This window comes from Bacillus sp. 2CMS4F, assembly GCF_023161785.1.
In the GTDB taxonomy this organism is placed as follows: domain Bacteria; phylum Bacillota; class Bacilli; order Bacillales; family Bacillaceae; genus Bacillus; species Bacillus halotolerans.
Map to the genome: position 1 here is coordinate 25,065 of NZ_JALNTO010000007.1, position 21,053 is coordinate 46,117.

Below are 21,053 nucleotides of genomic sequence, written 5' to 3' on the forward strand. Positions count from 1 at the left end.
TACCAGGAAGGTCAGAAGGTTGCTGCCCGACACAACAACCAGGAAGTAACCGAGAAATTAAAACTGGTTAAAGGCCTTTATTTATCATTCGACTTACAAACACTTAGAGAAGTGTTCAAGTTCTTCGAAGAGAAAAACCTTTACGGTGATATGGAAGAATACGCTGTTGCTGTTGCTGATTTTTTGACCAACAAAGAAGACAGATATGATGCGGTTGATTTTTATCAAATGGCAATTGAAGCACGCAAACAAATTCAAAGGGGGAAACATTTAAATGAAAAAATGTAAAATTGCAATTTGTTTAGCGCTCTTGCTTGGCGTTGTTGGAGTATCTAGCGCTTCATACGCTCTTTCTGAGCAGTCCACTTATAAGGTCGCAGATAGAGCAGCAACTTAATATGAAATTAACCCCATTTTGGACTTTACAAATGGGGTTTTTATTTTATCTTCTCAACTCAATTTTTATTCTTGGGTTTTCATTAAATCATATACTGCATTAATAAAACCGACAACCCCTACAAAAAGTAAAAAACCCTTGCTGCGCAAGGGTTTAAGCTATGATTCCGACTGGGCTCGAACCAGCGACCTCTACCCTGTCAAGGTAGCGCTCTCCCAGCTGAGCTACGGAATCATGATATGTATGTGTTGCTGGGTATGTTGTTGTCTTTCTGACAAGTTCTATTATATAACCTTGACTTCTATTCGTCAACTGCTTTTTCAGAAAAACTTTTTTCGGACTTGCTGTTATGTTCATCGGCTATTATAATATGTCTTAATTTTCTAACAATAGGGGGTGATGGGGTTTTGCATTCTTTGATTTCTTCTGATGATGTATGGGTATTATGGGGATTTATTGCGGTGTGGGCGGCAGTGAGCATCGGGCTGGAGCAGCGCTTTAAGTGGGCGTCCGCTGTGTCTGGCGCTATTATCGCGCTCGCAGGTGCAATGGTGTTTACAAATATAGGAGTGCTTCCTGTTGAATCCCCTGTTTACGATACCGTATGGTCATATGTGGTGCCGCTGGCGATTCCTCTTTTGCTGTTTCAGATCAATGTGCGGCAGATTTTTAAGGAAAGCAGGCGTTTGCTGTTTATTTTTCTTATAAGCTCCTTAGGGACAGTGGTTGGCAGCATCATCGCTTTTTTTCTATTAAAACAGCATATTCCCTATCTAGATAAGATCGGCGGGATGATCAGTGCCTCCTATATTGGCGGCGGGATTAATTTTGCGGCGATGGCTGCGAAATTTGAGGCACCGGGCGAATATGTGTCGGCAACGGTTGTGGCAGATAACTTCATGATGGCGCTGTTGTTTTTTATTTTAATCAGCATTCCCGCACTCAAATGGTTTCGCCGGCATTATGCGATGCCGTTTGAAGATCAGGCAAAAGCGGAAGGAAACAGCGGTAACAGCGCGGAAAGCTATTGGAAGCGGAAAGACATTTCATTAAAGGATATTGCCTTTAACGCTGGAGCTGCTTTTGCCCTTGTTGCGGTAAGCGGTAAGATTTCCGGCTATTTCAAAATTACGTTTTCTCATCCCCTTTTGACCGGGACGCTTGGCGATCAGTACCTTGTGCTTACGTCTTTAACCGTTCTTATCATCTTTCTGTTCCCTCGTTTTTTTGAAAGGCTCAATGGATCTCAGGAGCTTGGCACCTACTTGATTTATTTGTTTTTTGTGGTGATTGGCATTCCTGCAGATCTCCGTTTAATCATCACAAATGCGCCTCTTATTCTCTTATTTGTCTTTATCATCGCCATCAGCAATTTAGCGGTTTCCTTAGCTGTCGGTAAATTGTTCCGCGTGCGCCTTGAGGAAATTCTGCTTGCCGTAAACGCCACAGTCGGCGGCCCTACAACAGCAGCTGCGATGGCGATTGCCAAAGGGTGGCGGGAGCTTGTTGCACCGATTATGCTGGTCGGCACACTCGGCTACTTGATCGGCAATTATGTTGGCACCTTTATGGGAAATTGGTTTTCTTCCTTTTTATAAAAAGGATTTTCACACTTTCCTCAGAATACTATGTAAGAGAAATTGCTGATGCGAGAACGGAGAGATCACTGTATGTTAAAAGGACATACCATTTATATAAGACCTTTAGAAACAGAAGATGCTGAAGTGAATCTTCGGCTGCAAAGCGAAAACCGGGCATTTTTTGAACAGTTCTCCATGATTCGCGCAGACGATTACTATACGATTGAAGGGCAGAGAAAAAGGATCGAACAATATCAGAAAAGACTGGAAAATGACCAAGAGTATCACTTCGGCATCTTCACAAATAAAGACCATACATTAATCGGGACGGTTTCCCTTTTCCAAATCATCCGCGGAGCGCTGCAATGCGCGTTTATTGGATACTTTTTAGATAAAGCCCATAACGGAAAGGGCCTTATGACAGAGGCGGTCAGACTGATTGTTGATTATGCGTTTTACGATCTGAAGCTGCATCGTATTGAAGCCGGTGTCATGCCTCGCAATCTGGGGTCCATGCGCGTATTAGAAAAAGCGGGATTTCATAAAGAGGGCATTGCCCGAAAAAACGTGAAAATCAACGGAAAATGGGAGGATCATCAAGTACTGGCGATTCTGAATCCTGATGATGAAAAATAAAAAGAAGCCGGGATATCGCCCGGCTTCTTTTTTAACGCGCAGCTACAGGCGCAATTTCTTTTAGCGCTTGTTCGAAATCGCGTTCTAAATCATCTGCATGTTCGACTCCCACACTTAGACGGAGCAGGCCGTCTGTGATGCCGCGTTTTTCACGTTCTTCCTTAGGCATTGCTGCGTGAGACATCGTTGCCGGATAGGACAAAATCGATTCCACGGCGCCAAGGCTCACAGCAAAGACCGGAAGTGATACATTCTCTACTAATTTCCTAACGGCCTCCTTGCTTTCTAGCTCAAAGGAAAGCACGGCTCCCGCTCCCATCGACTGACTTTTATGGGTTTGGGCCCCCGGATGATCAGACAGCCCCGGATAATACACGCGTTTCACCGCCGGATGCTTCCGGAAAAATTCCGCAAGCCGCTGCGCTGTTTGGCTCGCTTTTTCTAAACGGACCTGCAATGTTTTTAAGCCGCGCAGCACAAGCCAGCAATCTTGCACGCCAAGGACGGCGCCGAACGAGTTTTGCAGCTTATACAGCTGCTTCCCAAGCTCTTCATCCTTGACAGCAGCCAGTCCTGACAGCACATCGCTGTGTCCGCTCAGGAATTTTGTTGCGCTGTGAAGCACGATATCCACGCCGAGATCAAGCGGACGCTGCAGTGCCGGTGTCATGAATGTATTATCCAGAAAGGTCAGACAGCCGTTTTCTTTTGCAAGCTGGACAACCGCTTTAATATCAGTAATTCCAAGTGTCGGATTTGACGGTGTCTCCATATAAATGACCTTTGTGTTTGGCTGGATATTCCGCGCCACTTCGTTGATATCCGTCATATCAACAAACGTGTGCTCAATGCCAAAACGGGTCAAAACCTCTGTCACCATGCGGAAGGTTCCGCCGTATACATCTTCTGTCACAAGAACGTGATCGCCCTGTGAGAGAAGTAAAAATGCTGTTGAGATCGCAGCCATGCCTGAACTGAAAGCAAACCCTCTCGTTCCGCCTTCCAGGGCGGCAATTGTTTCTTCGAGAGCTGTTCTTGTCGGCGTGCCTGAGCGGCTGTAATCATATGCGCCAAATTCTTCAAATGAAGATTGATGGAAGGTCGATGCGTGCTGGATCGGTACACTGACCGCCCCGGTTGCACCGTCTGTTTTAAATGGATTGTGCACGAGCTGGGTTTCCAGCGTCCAATTGTGATTACTCAAATGAAACAGCTCCCTCTTTGACCTGACATAACGCCTGCTTTAGGTCCTCTTTTAAATCTTCCGCATGTTCAATTCCGACTGAAAAACGCAGAAGACGGTTACAGACGCCGTTTGCGATACGGATGTCTTCAGGAATATCCATGTGCGTCTGTGTGGCAGGGTATGTAATAAAGCTCTCCACCCCGCCGAGGCTTTCTGCAAAGCAAATCGTTTTCAGTGCTTTTAGAAATGGATTCACCCACTCTTCTTTTTGCAGACGGAAGGACAGCATGCCTCCTTTTCCCGGGTAAAGCACATCCTTGATTTCTTCTTGCTTCTCTAAAAAGGCCGCAAGCTCTTGCGCGTTCGCCTGATGCTGGCGCATTCTGAGACTGAGTGTCTTCATTCCTCTCATCAAAAGCCATGAGTCAAACGGAGGCAGGACGGCGCCGATGGCGTTTTGATGCTGAAACATTTCTTCTCCAAGCTGTTCATCCTTTACAACAACAAGGCCCGCGAGCAAATCGTTATGGCCGCCTAAATATTTGGTTGCGCTGTGAATGACAATGTCGGCGCCAAGCTCAAGCGGGCGCTGCAAAACCGGTGTATAAAATGTGTTATCAACAATCACCAGAAGACCGTGCTCTTTTGAGATCCGGACGATCTTTTCAATGTCCGCCTCCTGCATCAGCGGATTTGTCGGTGTTTCCACAAACACCGCTTTTGTATTTGGTGTAATCTTGGAGCGTAAACAGTCCTCATCGCTGAAATCATCATAATAAAAGGTCAAGCCGTATTTTTTCCATTCATTTTCAAACAGACGGTACGTGCCGCCATACAAATCCGATGAAACGATCAGTTCATCCCCGCTTTTAAACAGCGCCATAATCGTTTGAATCGCTGCCATTCCTGAACTGAAGGCAAGCCCTCTCGCTCCGTTTTCTAAACTGGCAATCGCGTCCTCAACAAGCTGGCGTGTCGGGTTTTTTGTCCGAACATAATCAAATCCGGTCGATTCGCCGATCCCTCTGTGGCGGTATGCAGTTGATAAATAAATAGGGGGACTCACTGTTCCCGTTACTTCGTCGCTTCGGTTTCCGATTTGGGCTAATTTCGTTTCAACGTGCTGTGACATATAGCTGACACCTTCCCTTTTCAAAATAAAAACCCCTTCTTCATAAGAAGAAGGGGTTTAACGCTTCTTCTTATCTTCCAAGCATAGTTCGCTTGCTGGATTTAGCACCTTGGCGCTTTGCACGTATGCAAAACAAGCCGGTTGCTGAGGTTTCTAAGGGCCAGTCCCTCCACCTCTCACGATAAGAAATATCGATTTCAATTTTCTGATTGTTTTATATTAGCGCAATTTGCAGTTTATTTCAATACTTTTTTCTTCGGGCACCGAACTGTTTAAAGAGAGAAATTTCTAATAATTCATGGTACAATAATTTCAAACGCAAGAAAGTCTAGTGATGTCCTGGAGGAATGTATTATGGCACCGAAAAACGGCACAGTTCAAGAAAAGAAGCTCTTTTCAAAAGAGCTTAACGAGGAAATGACAGTACTCGTTTATCTGCCGTCAAACTACTCCCCTCTTTATAAATATCATCTTATTATCGCGCAGGACGGCCACGATTATTTCAGGCTGGGGAGAATCGGCAGACAAGTGGAGGAATTGCTGTCCAAAAGAGAAATAGACCGATGCATTATTATCGGTGTTCCTTACAAGGATGTAAAAGAACGCAGAAAAACCTATCATCCGGAAGGTTCTAAGTTTTCGGCATATAAACGATTTATTGCCCACGAGCTAGTTCCTTTTGCGGACCATGAATTTCCGACGTACCAAGTCGGCTACGGGCGGACACTGATCGGTGATTCTCTCGGAGCGACCGTTTCTCTTATGACAGCGCTTGATTATCCGAATATGTTTGGTAACATCATCATGCAGTCTCCCTATGTAGATCAACATGTATTAAAAGCCGTGAAACAGTCAGACGACATCAAACACCTCTCTCTTTATCACCAAATCGGAACAAAAGAAACAGACGTCCATACGACAGACGGCAATATTTTGGACTTCACAGAACCGAATCAGGAGCTGAAAAAGCTTTTGGAGGAAAAGCTTTCCGATTATTATTTTGAGCCATTTGACGGAGACCACAAGTGGACATACTGGCAGCCGCTCATTACGCCGGCTCTGAAAAAAATGCTCTAACATACTTTATTTTCAGGAGGGACATACTATGAAATATGGAATTGTTTTATTTCCATCAAAAAAACTGCAAGATCTCGCGAACTCTTACAGAAAGCGCTATGATCCGAGCTATTCCCTGATCCCGCCTCATTTGACGCTGAGATCTTCATTTGAATTTACGGAAGAGGAAGCCGGTGAATTGGTATCACAATTGAGAGAAATCGCTAAAGAATCTCATCCGATTGTTCTCAAAATGACCAAATACAGTTCTTTTGCGCCTGTCAATAATGTCATTTACATTAAAGCAGAACCGACGGAAGAATTAAAAACACTAAATGAAAAACTTTACACCGGTGTATTAGCCGGTAATCAGGAATACAATTTTGTTCCGCATGTGACGGTCGGCCAAAACCTTTCCGACGATGAGCATTCGGATGTATTAGGGCAGTTAAAAATGCAGGAAGTATCTCATGAAGAAATTGTTGACCGTTTTCATCTGCTGTATCAATTGGAAAACGGTTCGTGGACGGTATATGAAACGTTCCTGTTAGGCGGAGGAGAATAAACGATTGGAAGCAGTTATCGCAAAAAATGAAGAACAAATGATAGATGCATTTTATGTAAGAAAAGAAGTCTTTGTCAAAGAACAAAACGTACCAGCTGAAGAAGAAATTGATGAGCTAGAAAACGAATCAGAGCATATTGTGGTATATGACGGAGATCAGCCGGTCGGCGCCGGAAGATGGCGGCTAAAGAACGGATACGGCAAATTAGAGCGAATTTGTGTCTTAAAAAGCCACCGCTCAGCCGGTGTCGGCGGCATCATTATGAAAGCGCTGGAAAAAGCGGCAGCAGACGGCGGTGCTTCAGGTTTTATGTTAAATGCGCAGACACAAGCAGTGCCATTTTACAAAAAACATGGATATCGGGTGCTGTCTGAAGAGGAATTTCTCGATGCTGGCATACCCCATTTGCAAATGATTAAGGATTAAACACCATCCGGGTCTTCTGAGATCCGGATTTTTCGCATATAAAAAACCGCTCTCTCATGTGAACGGTTTTTTATACATATCGATTAATAGATGTGCCTATCCCTTTTTCTCGCAATCTTTTATAAAGAGAGCGCTTACGTTTTGCCTCATTTACTTTCCTTTCAGCAGCCGTTAGATTCTCCTGCTGTTTTTCAAGTTCCTTGTATACCCGCTGAAACGGAACATAGCTGATCTTCTCTGTTCCGGCATAATCCTGTTTATGGCCTATAGTGCGATTGGCATATTGAGCGTATTGCTGGTTCTGAATCTGACCTGCATATATCATACGATACCCACCCTTCTGCTGTTCCTTTCCCTTAAACTTACTTTTTGAAACACGTTTCTTTTGATATGATAGTCTTTGTCTGTAATGAACACCTTTTTATTGGGAGGACCCCTTTTTGAAATGCGCCCGACTGAATGATCGAACCATACATTTACATACATATTCGAGAGAACATTATCAATTCCTCTATGAAGAAGGAATAAAAGGGAATTTATTTTGTTCTCATTGCGGAAAGCCTGTTTTGTTAAGGCTCAACATCGCTGAACCGCCTGCATTTATTCACCGGCAGCCTGGTGATTTCCCGGCGTGTGAGGAAGCCTGCGAACCGAAACCGGCGAAAGAAGAGAGAAAAGAAGACTTTCAGGAATCCGGCGTCTTTCGTTTGCCTAAAGGAAAAGCGATATCAGCTGATCCGGCACCCGGTGTCACGGATTGGCAGACTCCAAGACATATTAAACCTGGTACACCTTTTATAAAAAGACCGGAAACACCTGATATGAGCCTTTTTCCGACTGTCGGCTTAAACACAGATCAGCTGAAAGCTGTCACGGAAACGGAAGGCCCTTTATTGGTGCTTGCCGGTGCAGGAAGCGGAAAAACACGTGTGTTGACCGCGCGCGCTGCCCACATGATCGAACACTTAGACATACCGCCGGAACATATGCTGCTTGTCACCTTTACAACAAAAGCCGTCGCGGAAATGAAAGATCGCATGGCGAAGCAGTACGGATTACAGCCGTCAAAAGTCAGAAGACTTGTCACCGGAACATTCCACAGCTTGTTTTATAAAATCCTGTATCACTATGATTCTGCCAAATGGAATGGCGAACATTTGCTGAAAATGGAGTGGCAAAAGGAACAATATATGAAAAAAGCACTCTATGAAGAAGGCGTAGATGAGAAAGAGTTCCCCGTCGATCAGGCCTTGCAGCAAATCGGCTTCTGGAAGAACACTTATTTGCCGAATGAACGTATTCCTTTAAAGGATGAGTGGGAAAAACAAGTCTACCGCCTATACGAATATTATGAGCGCCAGAAAAAAGAACACCGCCAATTTGATTTTGATGATATGGCGTCAGCCTGCTATGAACTGTTTATAGAACGGCCTGACCTTCTGGAGCAATATCAATCTAGGTTTACGTATATATTAATTGATGAGTTTCAGGACATTAATCCGGTTCAATATAAAATCATGCAAATGCTGGCGAGTCCGGAACAAAACTTGTGCTGTGTCGGTGACGACGATCAGTCAATCTATGCGTTTCGCGGCAGCAGCCCTTCTTTTATTCTGGATTTTCAAAAGGATTATCCCGGTGCCAAAACAATCTATTTAACAGCGAACTACCGTTCAACACATCCGATCGTTTCCAGTGCTGATATTGTCGTGAAAAAGAACAAAAACAGGTATGCCAAGATGCTGGAAGCCGCACGTGATGACGCGCAGGTCCCTGTGCTGTTTTATCCTTATGACGAAGAAGAAGAAGCGACAATGGTGGTTTCCGATATGAAAGAAAAAATTCAAAACGGCGTAAAACCTGAAGATTTTGCGGTTCTCTACCGGACAAACAGCGCCGGCCGCGCCATTTATGAAAGGCTTCATCAATCATCAATTCCGTATACCGCAGATCGCGGCGTCCAGTCCTTTTACAGCAGAAGGATCGTCCGCCAGATACTCGCATACTTATACGCAAGCCAAAACGAGGATGATACTGAAGCGATTAAACACTTGCTGCCTGCCTTATTTCTAAAACAGTCTGCTTTAAACACGCTGAAGGCGCTCTCGATTACCGAGGACTGCTCCATGATCAAGGCGCTGGCCAAACTGCCGGATCTGAAGCCGTTCCAGCTGGATAAAATCAAAAAAATCGTTCCCTTTTTCGCAAGCATCCGCACCATGAAGCCGGTGGAAGCCATTACCTTTGCCGAAGGAAAAATGGGCTTCTCCGAATACTTAAAAAAACGGGGCAACGAAGGAAATAAGCTGGAAAAAGGCTCTGATGACCTGCGTGACGTCAAGGTTGTCGCCAAAAAATTCAAAACCATCCCTGACTTTCTCGCCCATGTTGATCACATGCGGGCTGCTGAAAAAAACAAAACGGATGAAAACGGCGTGCAGCTGATGACCATTCACCGGTCAAAGGGCCTCGAATTCAAAACTGTTTATGTATTAGGCACGGTAGACGGCTCCATCCCGCATGATTTCTCACTAGAAACAGCGAGAAAGGGAGACGAAGCTCCGCTTGAGGAAGAAAGACGCCTTCTGTATGTTGCAATGACACGGGCCAAACAGCATTTATATTTGTCTTGTCCCGCAAACAGGCGCGGCAAAACCGCCCACCGTTCAAGGTTTTTGTATCCTCTTTTGCAGCAAACGAGACAGCCCTTGCCCAAATAAACAGCCCGGCAGTGATACTGCCGGGTTTTTCACTGTAAAAAAGGCCCGCTGCCCAGGCCATCCGCTTATTTACTATCCAACATTTTAGAAATTGTTCCAAAATCAAGCTTTTCTTTTCCGCTTGTAATGGACTGGACAATCTTATCTTCCAGTTCTTTCGGCACGCGTCTGTTTGCCAGCTGCGCCACGCGTTTAATGACGCTGCGGACTGTGTTTTCATCTTTAAAATTGGCGTTTTGAAGTGATCCTGCAAGATTCATGACATCCTGCATGTTCACGCCTGTTTTCTTTTCAATGTTCTTAAAAAATTGATTATCCATGATACGCCTCCTTTTGGCGGAGTAATACAGTATTGTATGAACGCTTTACGCATAATGTGATGATTTGCAATCAAAAAATAAGTTACTGATTTAAAAAGCAGCAAAGGGTACACAATGTAAGGAAGAAGCACGGGAATCATCCGCACTTCCTCCTTCATTCATTTCTTAGTAGTTAAAAAAAGATGCACCTACGATGATGAGAAGAATGAACAGTACGACCACAAGAACGAATGTTGAACCGTAACCGCCTGAATATCCTCCAGAATAACCGCCGCCGTAGCAGCCGCCTCCGTAACCAAATCCCATAACTAAGCACCTCCTTTACTCTCTATACACTATGTGAGACATCATGATCGGCTTGGATATTCGCATAGGGCGCTTGCGGATTTATGATGGATCATGCTGAGCCTGCCGTTTTTTCAGTAAGGCTTCCGTCTTTTCAGCCAATTCTTCAATTTCTTGTTCAAACGACAGGCCGGCTTCGTCAAATAAAGCCAATTCCTTTTCAATATGTTTGATCGTCTTGTCATGTTTGTTTTGCTTTTGATCGTGCGGTCCATACCTGCCCTCTATGAATTTTTCAAACTCGTTCATGAGATCCCCCCCTCTCATGACATATGCTGAGCGTATCAGCATTGTTAAAAAAACAAAAAACCGGACATCTCCGGTCTCTTGTCAGTGTCAAGCTATTGAGGTTTTTTCTTTTTACTGCCGCATCCGCAGCCTTTCTTTTTGATCTTTTTTGTTTGATACGATGAATCTGTATATGGAGTTTTTTGGGAAGGTTTGTTAAATTGATTCACTTTGATCCCTTCCTTTCCTTATGTCATATATGCTACTTTATGCGGAAACTGACGGAAAGTTGCTGATGGGAATGCCTCATTCCTGCAGCCATTTTGATACAAGGGTTTCAATAATACCGGCCAGCCCTGCGATCGCCAGCAGCAAAACCAGCCACTGGGCCGCCTCTGGAATAAAGGCCTGGCACAAAATCAAAAAGCCGGCGCACCACACGCCTGTGCACCAATAGCAGCTCAGCAATTCACCGATAAACGCCCTGACACCCGTTCCCTTTATGACAATATACGTTTCAATGTTCCCGTCCGCATCCTTTTCCTCTTTCTCTTCATGAAAAAGGCTGCGAAGCGGCGCCATAATCGTATCAAACACGAAAAGACGCGCGAGCCGGAAGACCGCAAGCGAAAGAAGGAAAAGAGACAGCCAATTGATAACCACTTGTTCACTCCTTTGTCAAATATGATCCCTTCACATATATGCTAAAACCCTAAACTTCATGAGTTGCATCTTGTCCTCATGAAATTTGGTTATTTTTCTTATTCCGCTCTGCACCCTTTTTGCATTATATAAAGTATGGATAAGAAAGGAGTGAAGGTTATGTCGATTGATGAAAAAGTTGACTTCCTACAATCTGGAATATATGAGCAATTGACAAATGAATTTATTCAGCAGATTGAAATCATTGATTGCGAAAATATAATCATTGATACGACGCATATTACATCCGCCCTTTCTATACAAGCGACACTATCGGCAATACTCTTTTTGGCTATACAACTTGTCATCACCGATGAAGACTTGACTGATACAATCGCTAGCGAACTCCTCATTCTTGACAATAGCCAAACCAAAAAAAGAACAACAATAAAAATCATAAACAGCCGAAATATCAGAGTCACTCTTCTCTCAGATCAAACAATAACCTTTATTCAAATGCTAACTCAGATAATAGACACTTTTCTCATTGCATCTGGCATCCTTTAACTCTTTCTTTTTCACAAACTACAAATCGAGGTGAAAACAAGTGTCAGAAAATGAAAAACTGAAAGAAGAACTTTCAAAACTTCCAGCGATGGATCCAATGACTAAAATGCTTGTAGACAATGTTCTAAAAAAACATGGTGTTACAAAAGATAAAATGAAGAAATTATCAGATGAAGAAAAAGAAATGTTCTTGAAAATGCTCAACGATGTGAAAGAAAAAGCACAGGCTCTAGCAGATAATCAAAATAAAAATAGAACTGTTACAGAAAAAACGAACCTAAGAACCGAAAAACAAAATACCCGCAGAGAACAATTAATTCAGCAACTAAAACAGAAACGCCAAAATAAAAAAGAACAATAAAAAATAGTGATATGAACCAAGATGAATGCCCCAATCAAAATGAAACTATCTTTCATTTAATAAAAGTAAAAGAAAAGGAGGAATAAAAATGGAAAGCAGACCTTATTCATGGGTAGCATTAGATCCAGACTGTGATCACCCAAGAGAAATAAAAGAAGAGAAAAAATGCGATGGTTGCTGTAACTTAAAAGGCTTCGGTTTTAATGACGCCTTTGTAGATCAAGATGTTATTCAAGCTCACCTCAATAGACAAATCTCTGAAGAAATGATTGTGATTAGAGACTCTTGTGATGTTAACGTTCAATCAGTTGATCAACAAGCGTTAACTTCAGTATTTGTTTCTATCAATGCCTTAGTTGTAGTTGTTGTCTTGGCAGTTATCACAGATGAAACGCTTGCTGAACTTGTAGCTCAAGATTTATTACAGCTTACAGAAAGTAAGCAATTGAACCGTCAAAAAATTCTTATCGACAACTCACGCTGCGTAAACGTCACTACACTCGATCAAGATGCTGCAACCCTCGTTACAGTCTTAATCAATGCCCTTGTAGCAATTTTCGGAGTTCTGATTCTCCTTTAACTTCTAAAAGCAGAGCGAAAAACGCTCTGCTTTTTCTTATTTTCCCAGCATATGATGATTATATAGACGTTCACCCACACCAAGTGAGGCACGAGTACATATGTTGTTAAGGACTAAAGTCAAATACCCTATAAGAAGGAGCTGAAATCAATGAGCTGCGGAAAAACCCATGGCCGGCATGAGAACTGTGTATGCGATGCAGTGGAAAAGATTTTAGCAGAGCAGGAGGCAGTGGAGGAACAGTGTCCGACTGGCTGCTATACAAACCTTTTAAACCCGACGATTGCTGGAAAAGACACAATTCCGTTTCTCGTTTTTGATAAAAAAGGCGGATTGTTCTCCACATTCGGAAACGTGGGGGGATTTGTGGATGATATGCAATGCTTTGAGTCCATTTTCTTCCGCGTTGAAAAATTATGCGATTGCTGTGCAACACTGTCTATTTTACGCCCGGTCGATGTCAAAGGCGATACCTTAAGTGTTTGCCACCCTTGTGACCCAGATTTCTTCGGGCTGGAAAAAACAGATTTTTGCATCGAAGTGGATCTCGGATGCTTCTGTGCGATTCAATGCCTGTCACCAGAATTAGTTGACAGAACTTCGCCTCATAAGGATAAAAAGCATCATCACAATGGATAAACACTTGTAAAGAGGAATCCCCTTCCAAGCTCTATTACAAGTGCAAATCATTCAGCTGCTTCGAAAGTGAGGCAGCTGACTCTCCATCATTTCGCCAGTCTCAAAATTATAAGGCAGGAGGGATAATATATGAGCCAGAAAACATCAAGCTGCGTGCGTGAAGCAGTAGAACAAATTGAAGATTTGCAAAACGCGGTTGAAGAGGATTGCCCGACCGGCTGCCACTCCAAGCTTTTATCTGTAAGCCATTCATTAGGCGATACAGTGCCTTTTGCAATATTTACATCAAAATCAAAGCCTTTAGTCGCCTTCGGTAATGTCGGCGAGCTGGATAACGGACCTTGCTTTAATACAGTATTTTTTAGAGTGGAAAAAGTTCATGGCAGCTGCGCAACGCTATCCTTATTAATCGCTTTTGACGAACACAAACACATTTTGGACTTCACCGATAAAGACACGATTTGTGAAGTGTTCCGACTTGAAAAAACGCACTACTGCATTGAAGTGGATTTAGACTGCTTCTGCGCGATCAATTGCTTAAATCCCCGTTTAATCAATCGAACACATCATCATTCATGATAAGGCGGAAAAGCTTGCAGATTTGCAGGCTTTTCTCTATGTAAAAAAGCTGCCGGAACGATCTGCCGGGCAGCTTTTTGCTTTCATTAAAAACCTAACGGGTGCAGAGATGTGATATCATCGATCGCCAGCTCAGTCGGAGCGCCGTTTCCGGTCGTCCGAAGCAGAACGGAATCATTTCTTCTTCCGACAATCACGCCTCTGTACGTTTTCCCATTGGCTTCGATCAGACAAAGTGCTCTGGGCATGTTATGCGGCAGTTTTGTTAAAAAGTCGATTTTTTCATGGATGGACATCTTGCTCATCGGTTTTTTCACTTTTCTGGCCGGCGGTGTCTTTTCTTCAGCTTTAGCTGCATTATGAACGGCCTCCGGTTCCTTTTCAGGCTTACGGGCTTCAGGTGCAGGCTCTTCCTTTTTTTCCGCTTCCTGAGGTTGCTGTTTGGCGGTGTCTTCAATTGCCTGCGGCTCTTCTAACGGTTCCTGCTGCTTTTTCTGGTTATCCGGCTCTCTCGCCTCTTGTTTTTGCTGACTCACTTGTTCCTCTGCCTGTTTTTTCTCTGTTTGCTGAGCATCTTTTGCCTGAATGTCTTCCCGCTCTTTTTCCTCTGTTTCCAAAGCACCTTTTACCTGAATGTCTTCCCGCTCTTTTTCATGGTAAACCGGCTGTTCCTCTGCTTTTGGCGGAGCCGGTTTGGCTTTTCTTTTAATGACGATCTCCTGCATGGACGAGCGTGTTTCCATATAATCCGGCTGAACAATATACATGAGCGGTTTTTTATCCGCGTTTCTTTTCTTATTAGACATCTTCATCCCTCCGATTCTGTCATATTCTATCTATATGACAGAATGCTGAAAATCAGAAGAAATAAAAAAGCAATCCCTGTTAGGGACTGCTTGATGGTGAATCTGCTTAGCGGGCAGTGATATGGAAACCTGAATCAACATGAAGATTTTCACCTGTGATGCCTCGGGACATATCGCTAAATAAAAATGCTGCTGTATCTCCCACCTCTTCAGGTGTAGTCGTGCGGCGTAGCGGCGCACGCTCTTCGATGTCTTTTAAAATGGAGTTGAAGTCACTGATGCCTTTAGCAGACAATGTTCTGATCGGACCAGCAGAAATGCTGTTAACGCGGATATTTTCTTTTCCTAAGTCAGCAGCTAAGTACTTCACACTTGCGTCAAGAGAAGCTTTCGCTACACCCATCACGTTGTAGTTCGGCATAACGAGCTCTCCGCCAAGGTAAGTCAGCGTTACGATGCTTCCGCCTTCAGTCATCATCGGACGCGCCGCTTTTGCGACAGCGGTCAGTGAGTATGAGCTGATGTTGTGAGCTAGAAGGAAGCCCTCACGATTTGTGTTTAAGTATTCGCCGACAAGCTCTTCTTTGTTGGCAAACGCGATACAATGCGCGATACCGTGGATCACACCGACCTGCTCCTTAATGCTTGCGAAACAAGTTTCGATTTCCGCGTCGTTTGTCACGTCGCAAGGAAGGATAATGGAATCGTTTCGCTCTAAAGTTCCAGCGAGTTCATGAACAGATTTCTCCAGGCGTTCACCTGCATATGTGAAAATCAAACGTGCGCCCGCTTCATGTAAAGAGCGCGCAATTCCCCAAGCGATACTGCGTTTGTTGGCTACTCCCATAACAACAATGTTGCGGCCTTCAAGTGAAAAATTCATATGTATAAAGCCTCCTATATTTGTTAAAGACATAGTATTAGTACCTGATCTTAATACCTATCATATCATAACCTTGTCCAGATGAAAAGCGCATACCAAAGTCAAACATAAAAGAGACCACCATAAGCAGGTGGTCTCATCGGTTTATTTTTATACTGTTTCGTTTAAAAGCGAAATGATTTGTCGGCCCGTGGCCCGATCCGATGCCGAGCGTATTTTCCACAGCTTCGCGGACAAAGTTGGCAGCAACCTCGAATGCCTGATGGATGCTCTCTCCTTTAGCGGTTTGGGCTGTTAAAGCCGCAGCGAAGGTGCAGCCTGTGCCATGCGTATGCTTCGTATCGATATAAGGATGGCTGATTTGCATAAACATGTTTCCATCAAAAAGAAGGTCAGTAATGTGATTGTCCTCAGGCTGGTGCCCGCCTTTGATAATCACATGCTGCGCACCCATCTTCACCAGCTGTTCCGCAGCTTTCTTCCGGTCATCAAGCGAACGGATCGCCATACCCGTCAGCGCTTCTGCTTCCGGCACATTCGGCGTGATCGCATAGCTTCTTGGAATCAGCAGCTCCTTCAGCGTAGCGATTGATTCATCGCGAAGCAAGGACGCCCCGCCCTTCGCGATCATAACCGGATCAACGATCACCCGGCTTAATTCGTATTGATCAATTTTCCTTGCCACTTCTTCTATCATTTCCGCATTCCAAAGCATTCCTGTTTTTACGGCGTCCGGTCTCAAATCCTCCGCCACAGCGTTAATTTGCTCTCTCAGTGCCTCTGCAGTCAGCGGGTACACACCGTGGACGCCAAGTGTATTTTGAGCAGTTACCGCCGTAATGGCAGACATTCCGAATACACCAAGCTCCTGAAAGGTTTTAATATCTGCCTGTATCCCCGCGCCGCCGCCTGAGTCAGAGCCGGCGATCGTCAAGGCTTTATATATACTCATCAAACTACACTCCTTTTATTACCCAATCCATTTATGATAGATGGATTTTGCCCTGGCAATATCATTTGTTCCATGGATCAATGCTCTGCCATCCCTAAACAGCACCATTTTCATGTCATCCGAGCGGCAGGAAATTAAATACGGATTCGCTGCTACTTCCAGCCCCGCCTGCCTCAGCTGCCCCGCCATCACGTCAAGATCTGCTTCTTTTGTGAAAGAGGATCTGATTTGCACCGTGTTTCTGCCGCACAATACTGCTGCTTTCGTTTGATTTTCATATGATAAAAACGGAAAATCCTTTGTCCCGCAGCTTGGACACGAGTCATCTTTAAGTCCCGCTGCTCCTACCTCTGACCGCTCATTTTTCCACAGATCAAAGGAGCGCAGCACGGGCTCGCACTCCTCTCCCGTCAGCAGTTTCAGGGCGTCTGTCACCTGAAGGACAGCAACCTGCAGAACAGCCGGGCTGATAATGCCGGCTGTGTCGCATGTCGCACCGCCAATCGGAAGAGTATCGAGTAAACAATGAAGGCAGGGGGTTACTCCCGGCAATACAGTAAACGCGAGACCGTAGCTCCCCACACAAGCGCCGTAAAGAAACGGAATGCCTTCTTTCACCGCAGCATCGTTAACAATGAGCCGGGTTTCAAAATTATCGGCGGCATCTACAATGATTGATGCGCCGCGAATCAGCTCGGATACGTTTTCTGCTGTGACATCCATGACAAGTCCGGTCACATCCACATCACTGTTAATGGAACGAAGACGCTGCTCAGCAGCTGCTGCTTTCGGCAGTTCCTTTTTGACATCATTTTCTGTGTAAAGCTGCTGGCGCTGAAGATTGCTCCATTCGACGTAATCTCTATCGGCAATTTTCACCGATCCGACTCCCGCTCTCACCAGCATCTCTGCGCTGGCTGTTCCCAGTGCGCCGGCGCCGATGATCACAACGCGCGCCTCTCTCAGTTTCTTCTGGCCTTCGCGGCCGATTGGAGCAAACAGCTCCTGTCTGGAATACCTGTCCGTCATACAGGAAGACCTTCTCCCGGACTGCTAGCCGTCCCATATGACTTAGCTGGAATGCGGCCTGCTTCATAAGATAGACGTCCTGCTTCTACCGCGAGCTTCATGGCGTGTGCCATTTTCACCGGATCGTTCGCGCCTGATACGGCCGTATTCAGCAGTACGCCGTCTGCTCCAAGCTCCATTGCATATGCCGCATCTTTTGGCGATCCGATTCCGGCATCCACGATGACCGGCACTTTCGCCTGTTCAATGATAAATGACAGATTCAGAGGATTTAAAATCCCCTGTCCCGATCCAATCGGAGAAGCCCCCGGCATAATGGCATGAACACCAAGCTCTTCAAGCTTTCTTGCCAGCACCACATCATCCGAGGTGTACGGCAGCACAATGAACCCTTCTTCAAGAAGCTGTTCAGACGCTTTTAACGTTTCCACAGGATCGGGCAGCAAGGAGCGGCTGCATCCGATGACTTCGACTTTAATCATGTCACAAAGCCCGGATGCCTTCGCAAGCCGTGCAATTCGAACTGCTTCTTCCGCCGTGCTGGCGCCTGCTGTATTTGGCAGCAGCGTATATTTGGATAAATCAAGCTGCTCCAGAAAATTAGGCTGAGACGCTTCAAAGATATTCATTCTCCGCACAGCAAATGTTAAAATATCAGACTCTGAAACAGCCACCGCTTCCTTTTGAATGTCAAACGATGGATATTTTCCCGTGCCCAGCAGCAGCCTTGATTGAAATTGTTTCCCGCCAATTGTTAACATTCTCATCCGCCTCCTACAAAATGAACAATTTCGATGACATCACGATCAGAAAGCTCTACCTCGTGATATTGTTCTTTGCCGATAATTTCTTTATTTCTTTCAACGATCACGATTTTATTTTCAAGCTGATAAGACGCAAGCAGATCCTGAATCGTACCTGTGTCTCTATCCCACTCAACTTGTTTACCGTTCAGCTGAAGCATCATATCTGAACCGCCTCCTTGCGATCAATTCGAAAGGCGTGCAGCCAGTCTGCCTTGACCTCTTTATTCATAATGAGATCACCGATTAAAGCACCCGTTGCAGGAGCAAGCAGAATCCCGTTTCTGAAATGGCCCGCCGCAAATAAAATGCGGCTGTCCTCAGGGTGTCTGCCAATGTATGGTTTTCCGTCCTTTGTCCCCGGACGCAGTCCCGCCCAAAAACGATCAACCTTCATATTCTGAATCGCCGGCAGCATCGTTTTCGCTTTTTCCATAACCGACTGAAGTCCGCCAAGATCCGGCTTATCGCTCCAATCACCAGGCTTCATCGTCGCGCCGACAACCAGTCTGCCGCTTTTTCTCGGTACGATATAGCAATGATCATGATAAAGTGTTTTTGTCAGCGGAATATCATCATTCCAAACAGACAGGCACTCTCCTTTTACAGGAAAAAATGACTGGTTCAACCCGAGCTGTTTAAAAAACATCCCGCTCCAGACCCCGCTGGCAACCACGACATGGTCCGCATGCACGTCACCGGAACCTGTTTTGACCAAAATGGATTCACCGCCACGTGTCACATCGAGAACAGGAGTATGCTCAAAAATTTCCGTACCAAGCGCTTTAGCCGATTTAGCATATGCCTTGCATACAAAATAAGGCTCAACATGAACATCGTCCTGAATAAAGCTCGCCCCGTAAATCTCACCAGCCGTATACGGCTCTTTTTCCAGCACTTCTTCTTTTGTATGCCAGCTGACAGAATCCAAATCGTCCATCCGTCTCAGGCGTGACACGTCTTCTTCGGAGAATGCAAGCTTAAACATACCGCCATCATGCCTTCTGATATCAATGCCGGATAATGCAAATAGCTCCTCTCCAAGCCCCTGATACAAACGCTGACTGTGCATGGCGAAATCAAAAAACGCATCCCGCTCCTCGCACTCGGCATGGGCGCCAAGCATCCCTGCCGCGGCGCTTGTTGTTCTGCCGCCAATTGTTCCGCTTTCAAGCAATGCGGTGTTTTTCTTTTCTTTTGCCAACTGATAAGCTATCGCGGAACCAATCATTCCGCCTCCAATGACAACTGCATCATAATGCCTTTTCATACTGAATCTCCTTTAGCTTGCGGGAATATCGTCTGGCAGCTTCCAAAGGATCATCGGAAGAAAAAATTCCGGACATGACAGCGATACCGTTTGAACCTGCTTGTTTCACTTCTCTTAATCTGGCAGGTGTCATTCCGCCAATTGCAATAACCGGAATCGAGATCCTCTGTTTGATTTCTGAAAGCAAAGACACGCCTCTGCCCTCAAGGCCTTGTTTGCAATCCGTTTCAAACACATGGCCGAACAAAACATAATCAGCGTCTTCCTTTTCTGCCTGAAGCGCTTCCTCCAGTGAATGCACCGATCGCCCAATGTGCAGGTGAGGAAATCTGGCTCTTACTTGTTTCGGCGAAAAGCTGCTGCTCGGCAGCTGAACGCGATGAATATTTGAAAAAAGCGCAATATCAACCCGGCCATTCATCACCAGCTTTTGCTTATCAACACCGCCTTCAGAAATAAGCTCCAGCAGTTTCAAAATGTCAGCCGCCGATTTAGACCGTTCACGAATATGGATGAAATCAACCTCATCCTGAATGGCTATAATTGATCTCACTAGATCTTCAACCGGCTTGCGGTCATCAGTTATGGCGTGCAGCTCCAAGCCCTTCCACCTCTTTTACGCCGATGTCTGACCAGCCTTCTTTTCGATAAGCCATTCCCCAGAACTGATATTCATAATAGCTCGAAATAACGAAATTCTCTTTCATTTTGGCACGCACTTCCTCCGTGCTGTTTTCCGCCAGCTCATCTAGGCGGTTAATTTGTTCTTCCACCTGCTGTCTGAACCAGTCACCACCGTATGTGCTAATCCACTTCTGATAAATCGGATGCCCCGGATCACATGTCAGCAATTTCTCACCAACCTCATAGTAAAGCCAATAGCACGGGAGAAGAGCTGCCAAGATTTCTGCAAAATTCCCGCTCAAAACCGAACGGTACATATGGGATGTATAGGAGTAAGCGGTAGGAGATGGCTTAAATGACTTCAGTTCCTCCTCACTGATTTCCAAAAGCTCCGTAAACTCGCGATGAAGCGCCATTTCCGCTTCATATGTACCTTGAGCATGGCTGGCCATGCGTCCTGTTGTATAAAGATCCTTTGCATAAGCGGCACCGAACGATTGCACCTTTGCAAAATGAGTTAAATAGTAAGAATCCTGAAGCACGTAATATTTAAAGCGGTCGATCGGAAGAGTTCCGTCACCGATCCCCTGAACAAATGGATGGACAAAGCTGCCTTCCCACCATTCTGCGGCTGCACTGCGGCATTCTTCTGAAAACTTCACACGTCATTCCCCCTGTCTGATAATAAAAAAACCACTTTCCCGCAAGGAAAAGTGGTTTGGAATT

At 45.0% G+C, this 21,053-nt stretch carries 28 protein-coding genes, 1 tRNA gene and 1 riboswitch; of the genes, 12 read left to right on the forward strand and 17 right to left on the reverse strand.

The window, feature by feature from the left end:
• Positions 1-150 precede the first annotated feature (150 nt).
• Positions 151-288, forward strand: a complete 138-nt coding sequence (locus MTN95_RS11750) for a response regulator aspartate phosphatase I (RefSeq protein ID WP_227598250.1) — start codon at positions 151-153, stop codon at positions 286-288.
• A 270-nt stretch (positions 289-558) separates the two neighbouring features.
• Here MTN95_RS11750 and MTN95_RS11755 read toward each other — a convergent pair.
• Positions 559-631: transfer RNA gene (locus MTN95_RS11755), tRNA-Val, on the reverse strand.
• Positions 632-804: 173 nt separating this feature from the next.
• On the opposite strand from MTN95_RS11755, the gene MTN95_RS11760 reads away from it, so the two are divergent.
• Both MTN95_RS11760 and MTN95_RS11765 read left to right on the forward strand, forming a co-directional pair.
• On the forward strand, positions 805-1,995 hold the full coding sequence (locus MTN95_RS11760) for a DUF819 family protein (RefSeq protein WP_105990610.1): 1,191 nt from the start codon (positions 805-807) through the stop codon (positions 1,993-1,995).
• Between the two features lie 72 nt (positions 1,996-2,067).
• Positions 2,068-2,613: a GNAT family N-acetyltransferase gene (locus MTN95_RS11765; protein WP_105990609.1), complete on the forward strand. Its 546-nt coding sequence runs from the start codon at positions 2,068-2,070 to the stop codon at positions 2,611-2,613.
• A 31-nt stretch (positions 2,614-2,644) separates the two neighbouring features.
• On the opposite strand, the gene metC is transcribed toward MTN95_RS11765, so the two are convergent.
• Together metC and metI are read right to left on the reverse strand one after the other, a co-directional pair.
• Positions 2,645-3,817 (reverse strand): cystathionine beta-lyase, encoded by a 1,173-nt coding sequence (gene metC, locus MTN95_RS11770; RefSeq protein ID WP_105990608.1) that lies wholly within the window; start codon positions 3,815-3,817, stop codon positions 2,645-2,647.
• Positions 3,810-4,931, reverse strand: a complete 1,122-nt coding sequence (gene metI, locus MTN95_RS11775) for a cystathionine gamma-synthase/O-acetylhomoserine thiolyase (protein WP_105990753.1) — start codon at positions 4,929-4,931, stop codon at positions 3,810-3,812. Before metI ends, metC begins: the two co-directional genes overlap by 8 nt.
• 67 nt (positions 4,932-4,998) lie before the next feature.
• Positions 4,999-5,119: riboswitch (SAM riboswitch) on the reverse strand.
• 166 nt (positions 5,120-5,285) lie between these two features.
• Between metI and MTN95_RS11780 the strand changes: the two genes are divergently transcribed.
• The 3 genes from MTN95_RS11780 to MTN95_RS11790 are packed head-to-tail and all read left to right on the forward strand — an operon-like array spanning position 5,286 to position 6,979.
• Complete coding sequence (locus tag MTN95_RS11780) at positions 5,286-6,008, forward strand: esterase family protein (protein ID WP_095713602.1); 723 nt, start codon at positions 5,286-5,288, stop codon at positions 6,006-6,008.
• Between the two features lie 28 nt (positions 6,009-6,036).
• A complete protein-coding gene (locus MTN95_RS11785; protein WP_010333788.1) occupies positions 6,037-6,552 on the forward strand; it encodes a YjcG family protein in 516 nt (171 codons plus the stop codon).
• A gap of 4 nt (positions 6,553-6,556) precedes the next feature.
• Positions 6,557-6,979: a GNAT family N-acetyltransferase gene (locus tag MTN95_RS11790; RefSeq protein ID WP_248338249.1), complete on the forward strand. Its 423-nt coding sequence runs from the start codon at positions 6,557-6,559 to the stop codon at positions 6,977-6,979.
• 70 nt (positions 6,980-7,049) lie between these two features.
• Here MTN95_RS11790 and MTN95_RS11795 read toward each other — a convergent pair whose 3' ends face one another.
• Entirely contained in the window at positions 7,050-7,304 is a 255-nt protein-coding gene (locus MTN95_RS11795) for a hypothetical protein (protein WP_024120952.1), read from the reverse strand.
• Positions 7,305-7,419: 115 nt separating this feature from the next.
• Between MTN95_RS11795 and MTN95_RS11800 the strand changes: the two genes are divergently transcribed.
• Complete coding sequence (locus tag MTN95_RS11800) at positions 7,420-9,699, forward strand: ATP-dependent helicase (RefSeq protein ID WP_248338251.1); 2,280 nt, start codon at positions 7,420-7,422, stop codon at positions 9,697-9,699.
• 65 nt (positions 9,700-9,764) lie between these two features.
• Here MTN95_RS11800 and spoVIF read toward each other — a convergent pair whose 3' ends face one another.
• The 4 genes from spoVIF to MTN95_RS11820 all read right to left on the reverse strand — a co-directional run bounded on the left by spoVIF (position 9,765) and on the right by MTN95_RS11820 (position 11,255).
• Positions 9,765-10,019 carry a sporulation-specific transcription regulator SpoVIF gene (spoVIF, locus tag MTN95_RS11805; protein ID WP_024120950.1) on the reverse strand — a complete coding sequence of 85 codons (255 nt, stop codon included), beginning with the start codon at positions 10,017-10,019 and terminating at the stop codon, positions 9,765-9,767.
• 165 nt (positions 10,020-10,184) lie between these two features.
• The gene (locus MTN95_RS11810) at positions 10,185-10,325 is read right to left on the reverse strand and encodes a YjcZ family sporulation protein (protein ID WP_105990606.1); all 141 of its coding nucleotides are present in this window, start codon (positions 10,323-10,325) and stop codon (positions 10,185-10,187) included.
• 81 nt (positions 10,326-10,406) lie between these two features.
• Positions 10,407-10,613, reverse strand: coding sequence for a hypothetical protein (locus MTN95_RS11815; protein ID WP_095713604.1), 207 nt, complete (start codon positions 10,611-10,613; stop codon positions 10,407-10,409).
• A 285-nt stretch (positions 10,614-10,898) separates the two neighbouring features.
• A complete protein-coding gene (locus MTN95_RS11820; RefSeq protein WP_010333781.1) occupies positions 10,899-11,255 on the reverse strand; it encodes a DUF1360 domain-containing protein in 357 nt (118 codons plus the stop codon).
• A 159-nt stretch (positions 11,256-11,414) separates the two neighbouring features.
• On the opposite strand from MTN95_RS11820, the gene MTN95_RS11825 reads away from it, so the two are divergent.
• From MTN95_RS11825 to cotZ, 5 genes are all read left to right on the forward strand, one after another.
• Complete coding sequence (locus MTN95_RS11825) at positions 11,415-11,801, forward strand: spore coat protein (RefSeq protein ID WP_105990605.1); 387 nt, start codon at positions 11,415-11,417, stop codon at positions 11,799-11,801.
• A gap of 40 nt (positions 11,802-11,841) precedes the next feature.
• Entirely contained in the window at positions 11,842-12,162 is a 321-nt protein-coding gene (locus tag MTN95_RS11830) for a spore coat protein (RefSeq protein WP_105990604.1), read from the forward strand.
• Between the two features lie 88 nt (positions 12,163-12,250).
• Positions 12,251-12,742, forward strand: a complete 492-nt coding sequence (locus tag MTN95_RS11835) for a spore coat protein (protein WP_044156363.1) — start codon at positions 12,251-12,253, stop codon at positions 12,740-12,742.
• A gap of 150 nt (positions 12,743-12,892) precedes the next feature.
• Positions 12,893-13,381: a spore coat protein CotY gene (gene cotY / locus MTN95_RS11840; RefSeq protein WP_003239243.1), complete on the forward strand. Its 489-nt coding sequence runs from the start codon at positions 12,893-12,895 to the stop codon at positions 13,379-13,381.
• Between the two features lie 129 nt (positions 13,382-13,510).
• Positions 13,511-13,960 (forward strand): spore coat protein CotZ, encoded by a 450-nt coding sequence (gene cotZ / locus MTN95_RS11845; RefSeq protein ID WP_095713608.1) that lies wholly within the window; start codon positions 13,511-13,513, stop codon positions 13,958-13,960.
• Positions 13,961-14,046: 86 nt separating this feature from the next.
• On the opposite strand, the gene cotO is transcribed toward cotZ, so the two are convergent.
• The 9 genes from cotO to tenA all read right to left on the reverse strand — a co-directional run bounded on the left by cotO (position 14,047) and on the right by tenA (position 20,989).
• Positions 14,047-14,772 carry a spore coat protein CotO gene (gene cotO, locus MTN95_RS11850; RefSeq protein ID WP_248338253.1) on the reverse strand — a complete coding sequence of 242 codons (726 nt, stop codon included), beginning with the start codon at positions 14,770-14,772 and terminating at the stop codon, positions 14,047-14,049.
• Between the two features lie 100 nt (positions 14,773-14,872).
• Positions 14,873-15,649 (reverse strand): enoyl-ACP reductase FabI, encoded by a 777-nt coding sequence (gene fabI, locus MTN95_RS11855; RefSeq protein ID WP_024120941.1) that lies wholly within the window; start codon positions 15,647-15,649, stop codon positions 14,873-14,875.
• A 136-nt stretch (positions 15,650-15,785) separates the two neighbouring features.
• On the reverse strand, positions 15,786-16,601 hold the full coding sequence (thiD, locus tag MTN95_RS11860) for a bifunctional hydroxymethylpyrimidine kinase/phosphomethylpyrimidine kinase (protein WP_248338256.1): 816 nt from the start codon (positions 16,599-16,601) through the stop codon (positions 15,786-15,788).
• Positions 16,602-16,619: 18 nt separating this feature from the next.
• Positions 16,620-17,630, reverse strand: a complete 1,011-nt coding sequence (gene thiF / locus MTN95_RS11865; RefSeq protein ID WP_105953714.1) for a thiazole biosynthesis adenylyltransferase ThiF — start codon at positions 17,628-17,630, stop codon at positions 16,620-16,622.
• Entirely contained in the window at positions 17,627-18,397 is a 771-nt protein-coding gene (gene thiG, locus MTN95_RS11870; RefSeq protein WP_081638278.1) for a thiazole synthase, read from the reverse strand. Before thiG ends, thiF begins: the two co-directional genes overlap by 4 nt.
• The gene (thiS, locus tag MTN95_RS11875; protein ID WP_081638285.1) at positions 18,394-18,594 is read right to left on the reverse strand and encodes a sulfur carrier protein ThiS; all 201 of its coding nucleotides are present in this window, start codon (positions 18,592-18,594) and stop codon (positions 18,394-18,396) included. The genes thiG and thiS overlap by 4 nt, the downstream gene beginning before the upstream one ends.
• A complete protein-coding gene (thiO, locus tag MTN95_RS11880) occupies positions 18,594-19,703 on the reverse strand; it encodes a glycine oxidase ThiO (RefSeq protein WP_248338259.1) in 1,110 nt (369 codons plus the stop codon). Before thiO ends, thiS begins: the two co-directional genes overlap by 1 nt.
• On the reverse strand, positions 19,687-20,304 hold the full coding sequence (gene tenI / locus MTN95_RS11885; protein WP_248338261.1) for a thiazole tautomerase TenI: 618 nt from the start codon (positions 20,302-20,304) through the stop codon (positions 19,687-19,689). The genes thiO and tenI overlap by 17 nt, the downstream gene beginning before the upstream one ends.
• Positions 20,282-20,989, reverse strand: coding sequence for a thiaminase II (gene tenA, locus MTN95_RS11890; protein WP_248338263.1), 708 nt, complete (start codon positions 20,987-20,989; stop codon positions 20,282-20,284). The genes tenI and tenA overlap by 23 nt, the downstream gene beginning before the upstream one ends.
• Between the last annotated feature and the right edge of the window lie 64 nt (positions 20,990-21,053).

Bases quoted from the DNA above. Each gene is read 5' to 3' on its own strand.
- MTN95_RS11750 (WP_227598250.1), top strand. From the start codon at position 151: ATGGAAGAATACGCTGTTGCTGTTGCTGATTTTTTGACCAACAAAGAA.
- MTN95_RS11765 (WP_105990609.1), top strand. From the start codon at position 2,068: ATGTTAAAAGGACATACCATTTATATAAGACCTTTAGAAACAGAAGAT.
- metI (WP_105990753.1), bottom strand. From the start codon at position 4,931: ATGTCACAGCACGTTGAAACGAAATTAGCCCAAATCGGAAACCGAAGC.
- MTN95_RS11780 (WP_095713602.1), top strand. From the start codon at position 5,286: ATGGCACCGAAAAACGGCACAGTTCAAGAAAAGAAGCTCTTTTCAAAA.
- MTN95_RS11785 (WP_010333788.1), top strand. From the start codon at position 6,037: ATGAAATATGGAATTGTTTTATTTCCATCAAAAAAACTGCAAGATCTC.
- MTN95_RS11795 (WP_024120952.1), bottom strand. From the start codon at position 7,304: ATGATATATGCAGGTCAGATTCAGAACCAGCAATACGCTCAATATGCC.
- spoVIF (WP_024120950.1), bottom strand. From the start codon at position 10,019: ATGGATAATCAATTTTTTAAGAACATTGAAAAGAAAACAGGCGTGAAC.
- MTN95_RS11810 (WP_105990606.1), bottom strand. From the start codon at position 10,325: ATGGGATTTGGTTACGGAGGCGGCTGCTACGGCGGCGGTTATTCTGGA.
- MTN95_RS11815 (WP_095713604.1), bottom strand. From the start codon at position 10,613: ATGAACGAGTTTGAAAAATTCATAGAGGGCAGGTATGGACCGCACGAT.
- MTN95_RS11825 (WP_105990605.1), top strand. From the start codon at position 11,415: ATGTCGATTGATGAAAAAGTTGACTTCCTACAATCTGGAATATATGAG.
- MTN95_RS11835 (WP_044156363.1), top strand. From the start codon at position 12,251: ATGGAAAGCAGACCTTATTCATGGGTAGCATTAGATCCAGACTGTGAT.
- cotY (WP_003239243.1), top strand. From the start codon at position 12,893: ATGAGCTGCGGAAAAACCCATGGCCGGCATGAGAACTGTGTATGCGAT.
- cotZ (WP_095713608.1), top strand. From the start codon at position 13,511: ATGAGCCAGAAAACATCAAGCTGCGTGCGTGAAGCAGTAGAACAAATT.
- cotO (WP_248338253.1), bottom strand. From the start codon at position 14,772: ATGAAGATGTCTAATAAGAAAAGAAACGCGGATAAAAAACCGCTCATG.
- fabI (WP_024120941.1), bottom strand. From the start codon at position 15,649: ATGAATTTTTCACTTGAAGGCCGCAACATTGTTGTTATGGGAGTAGCC.
- thiD (WP_248338256.1), bottom strand. From the start codon at position 16,601: ATGAGTATATATAAAGCCTTGACGATCGCCGGCTCTGACTCAGGCGGC.
- thiF (WP_105953714.1), bottom strand. From the start codon at position 17,630: ATGACGGACAGGTATTCCAGACAGGAGCTGTTTGCTCCAATCGGCCGC.
- thiG (WP_081638278.1), bottom strand. From the start codon at position 18,397: ATGAGAATGTTAACAATTGGCGGGAAACAATTTCAATCAAGGCTGCTG.
- thiS (WP_081638285.1), bottom strand. From the start codon at position 18,594: ATGCTTCAGCTGAACGGTAAACAAGTTGAGTGGGATAGAGACACAGGT.
- thiO (WP_248338259.1), bottom strand. From the start codon at position 19,703: ATGAAAAGGCATTATGATGCAGTTGTCATTGGAGGCGGAATGATTGGT.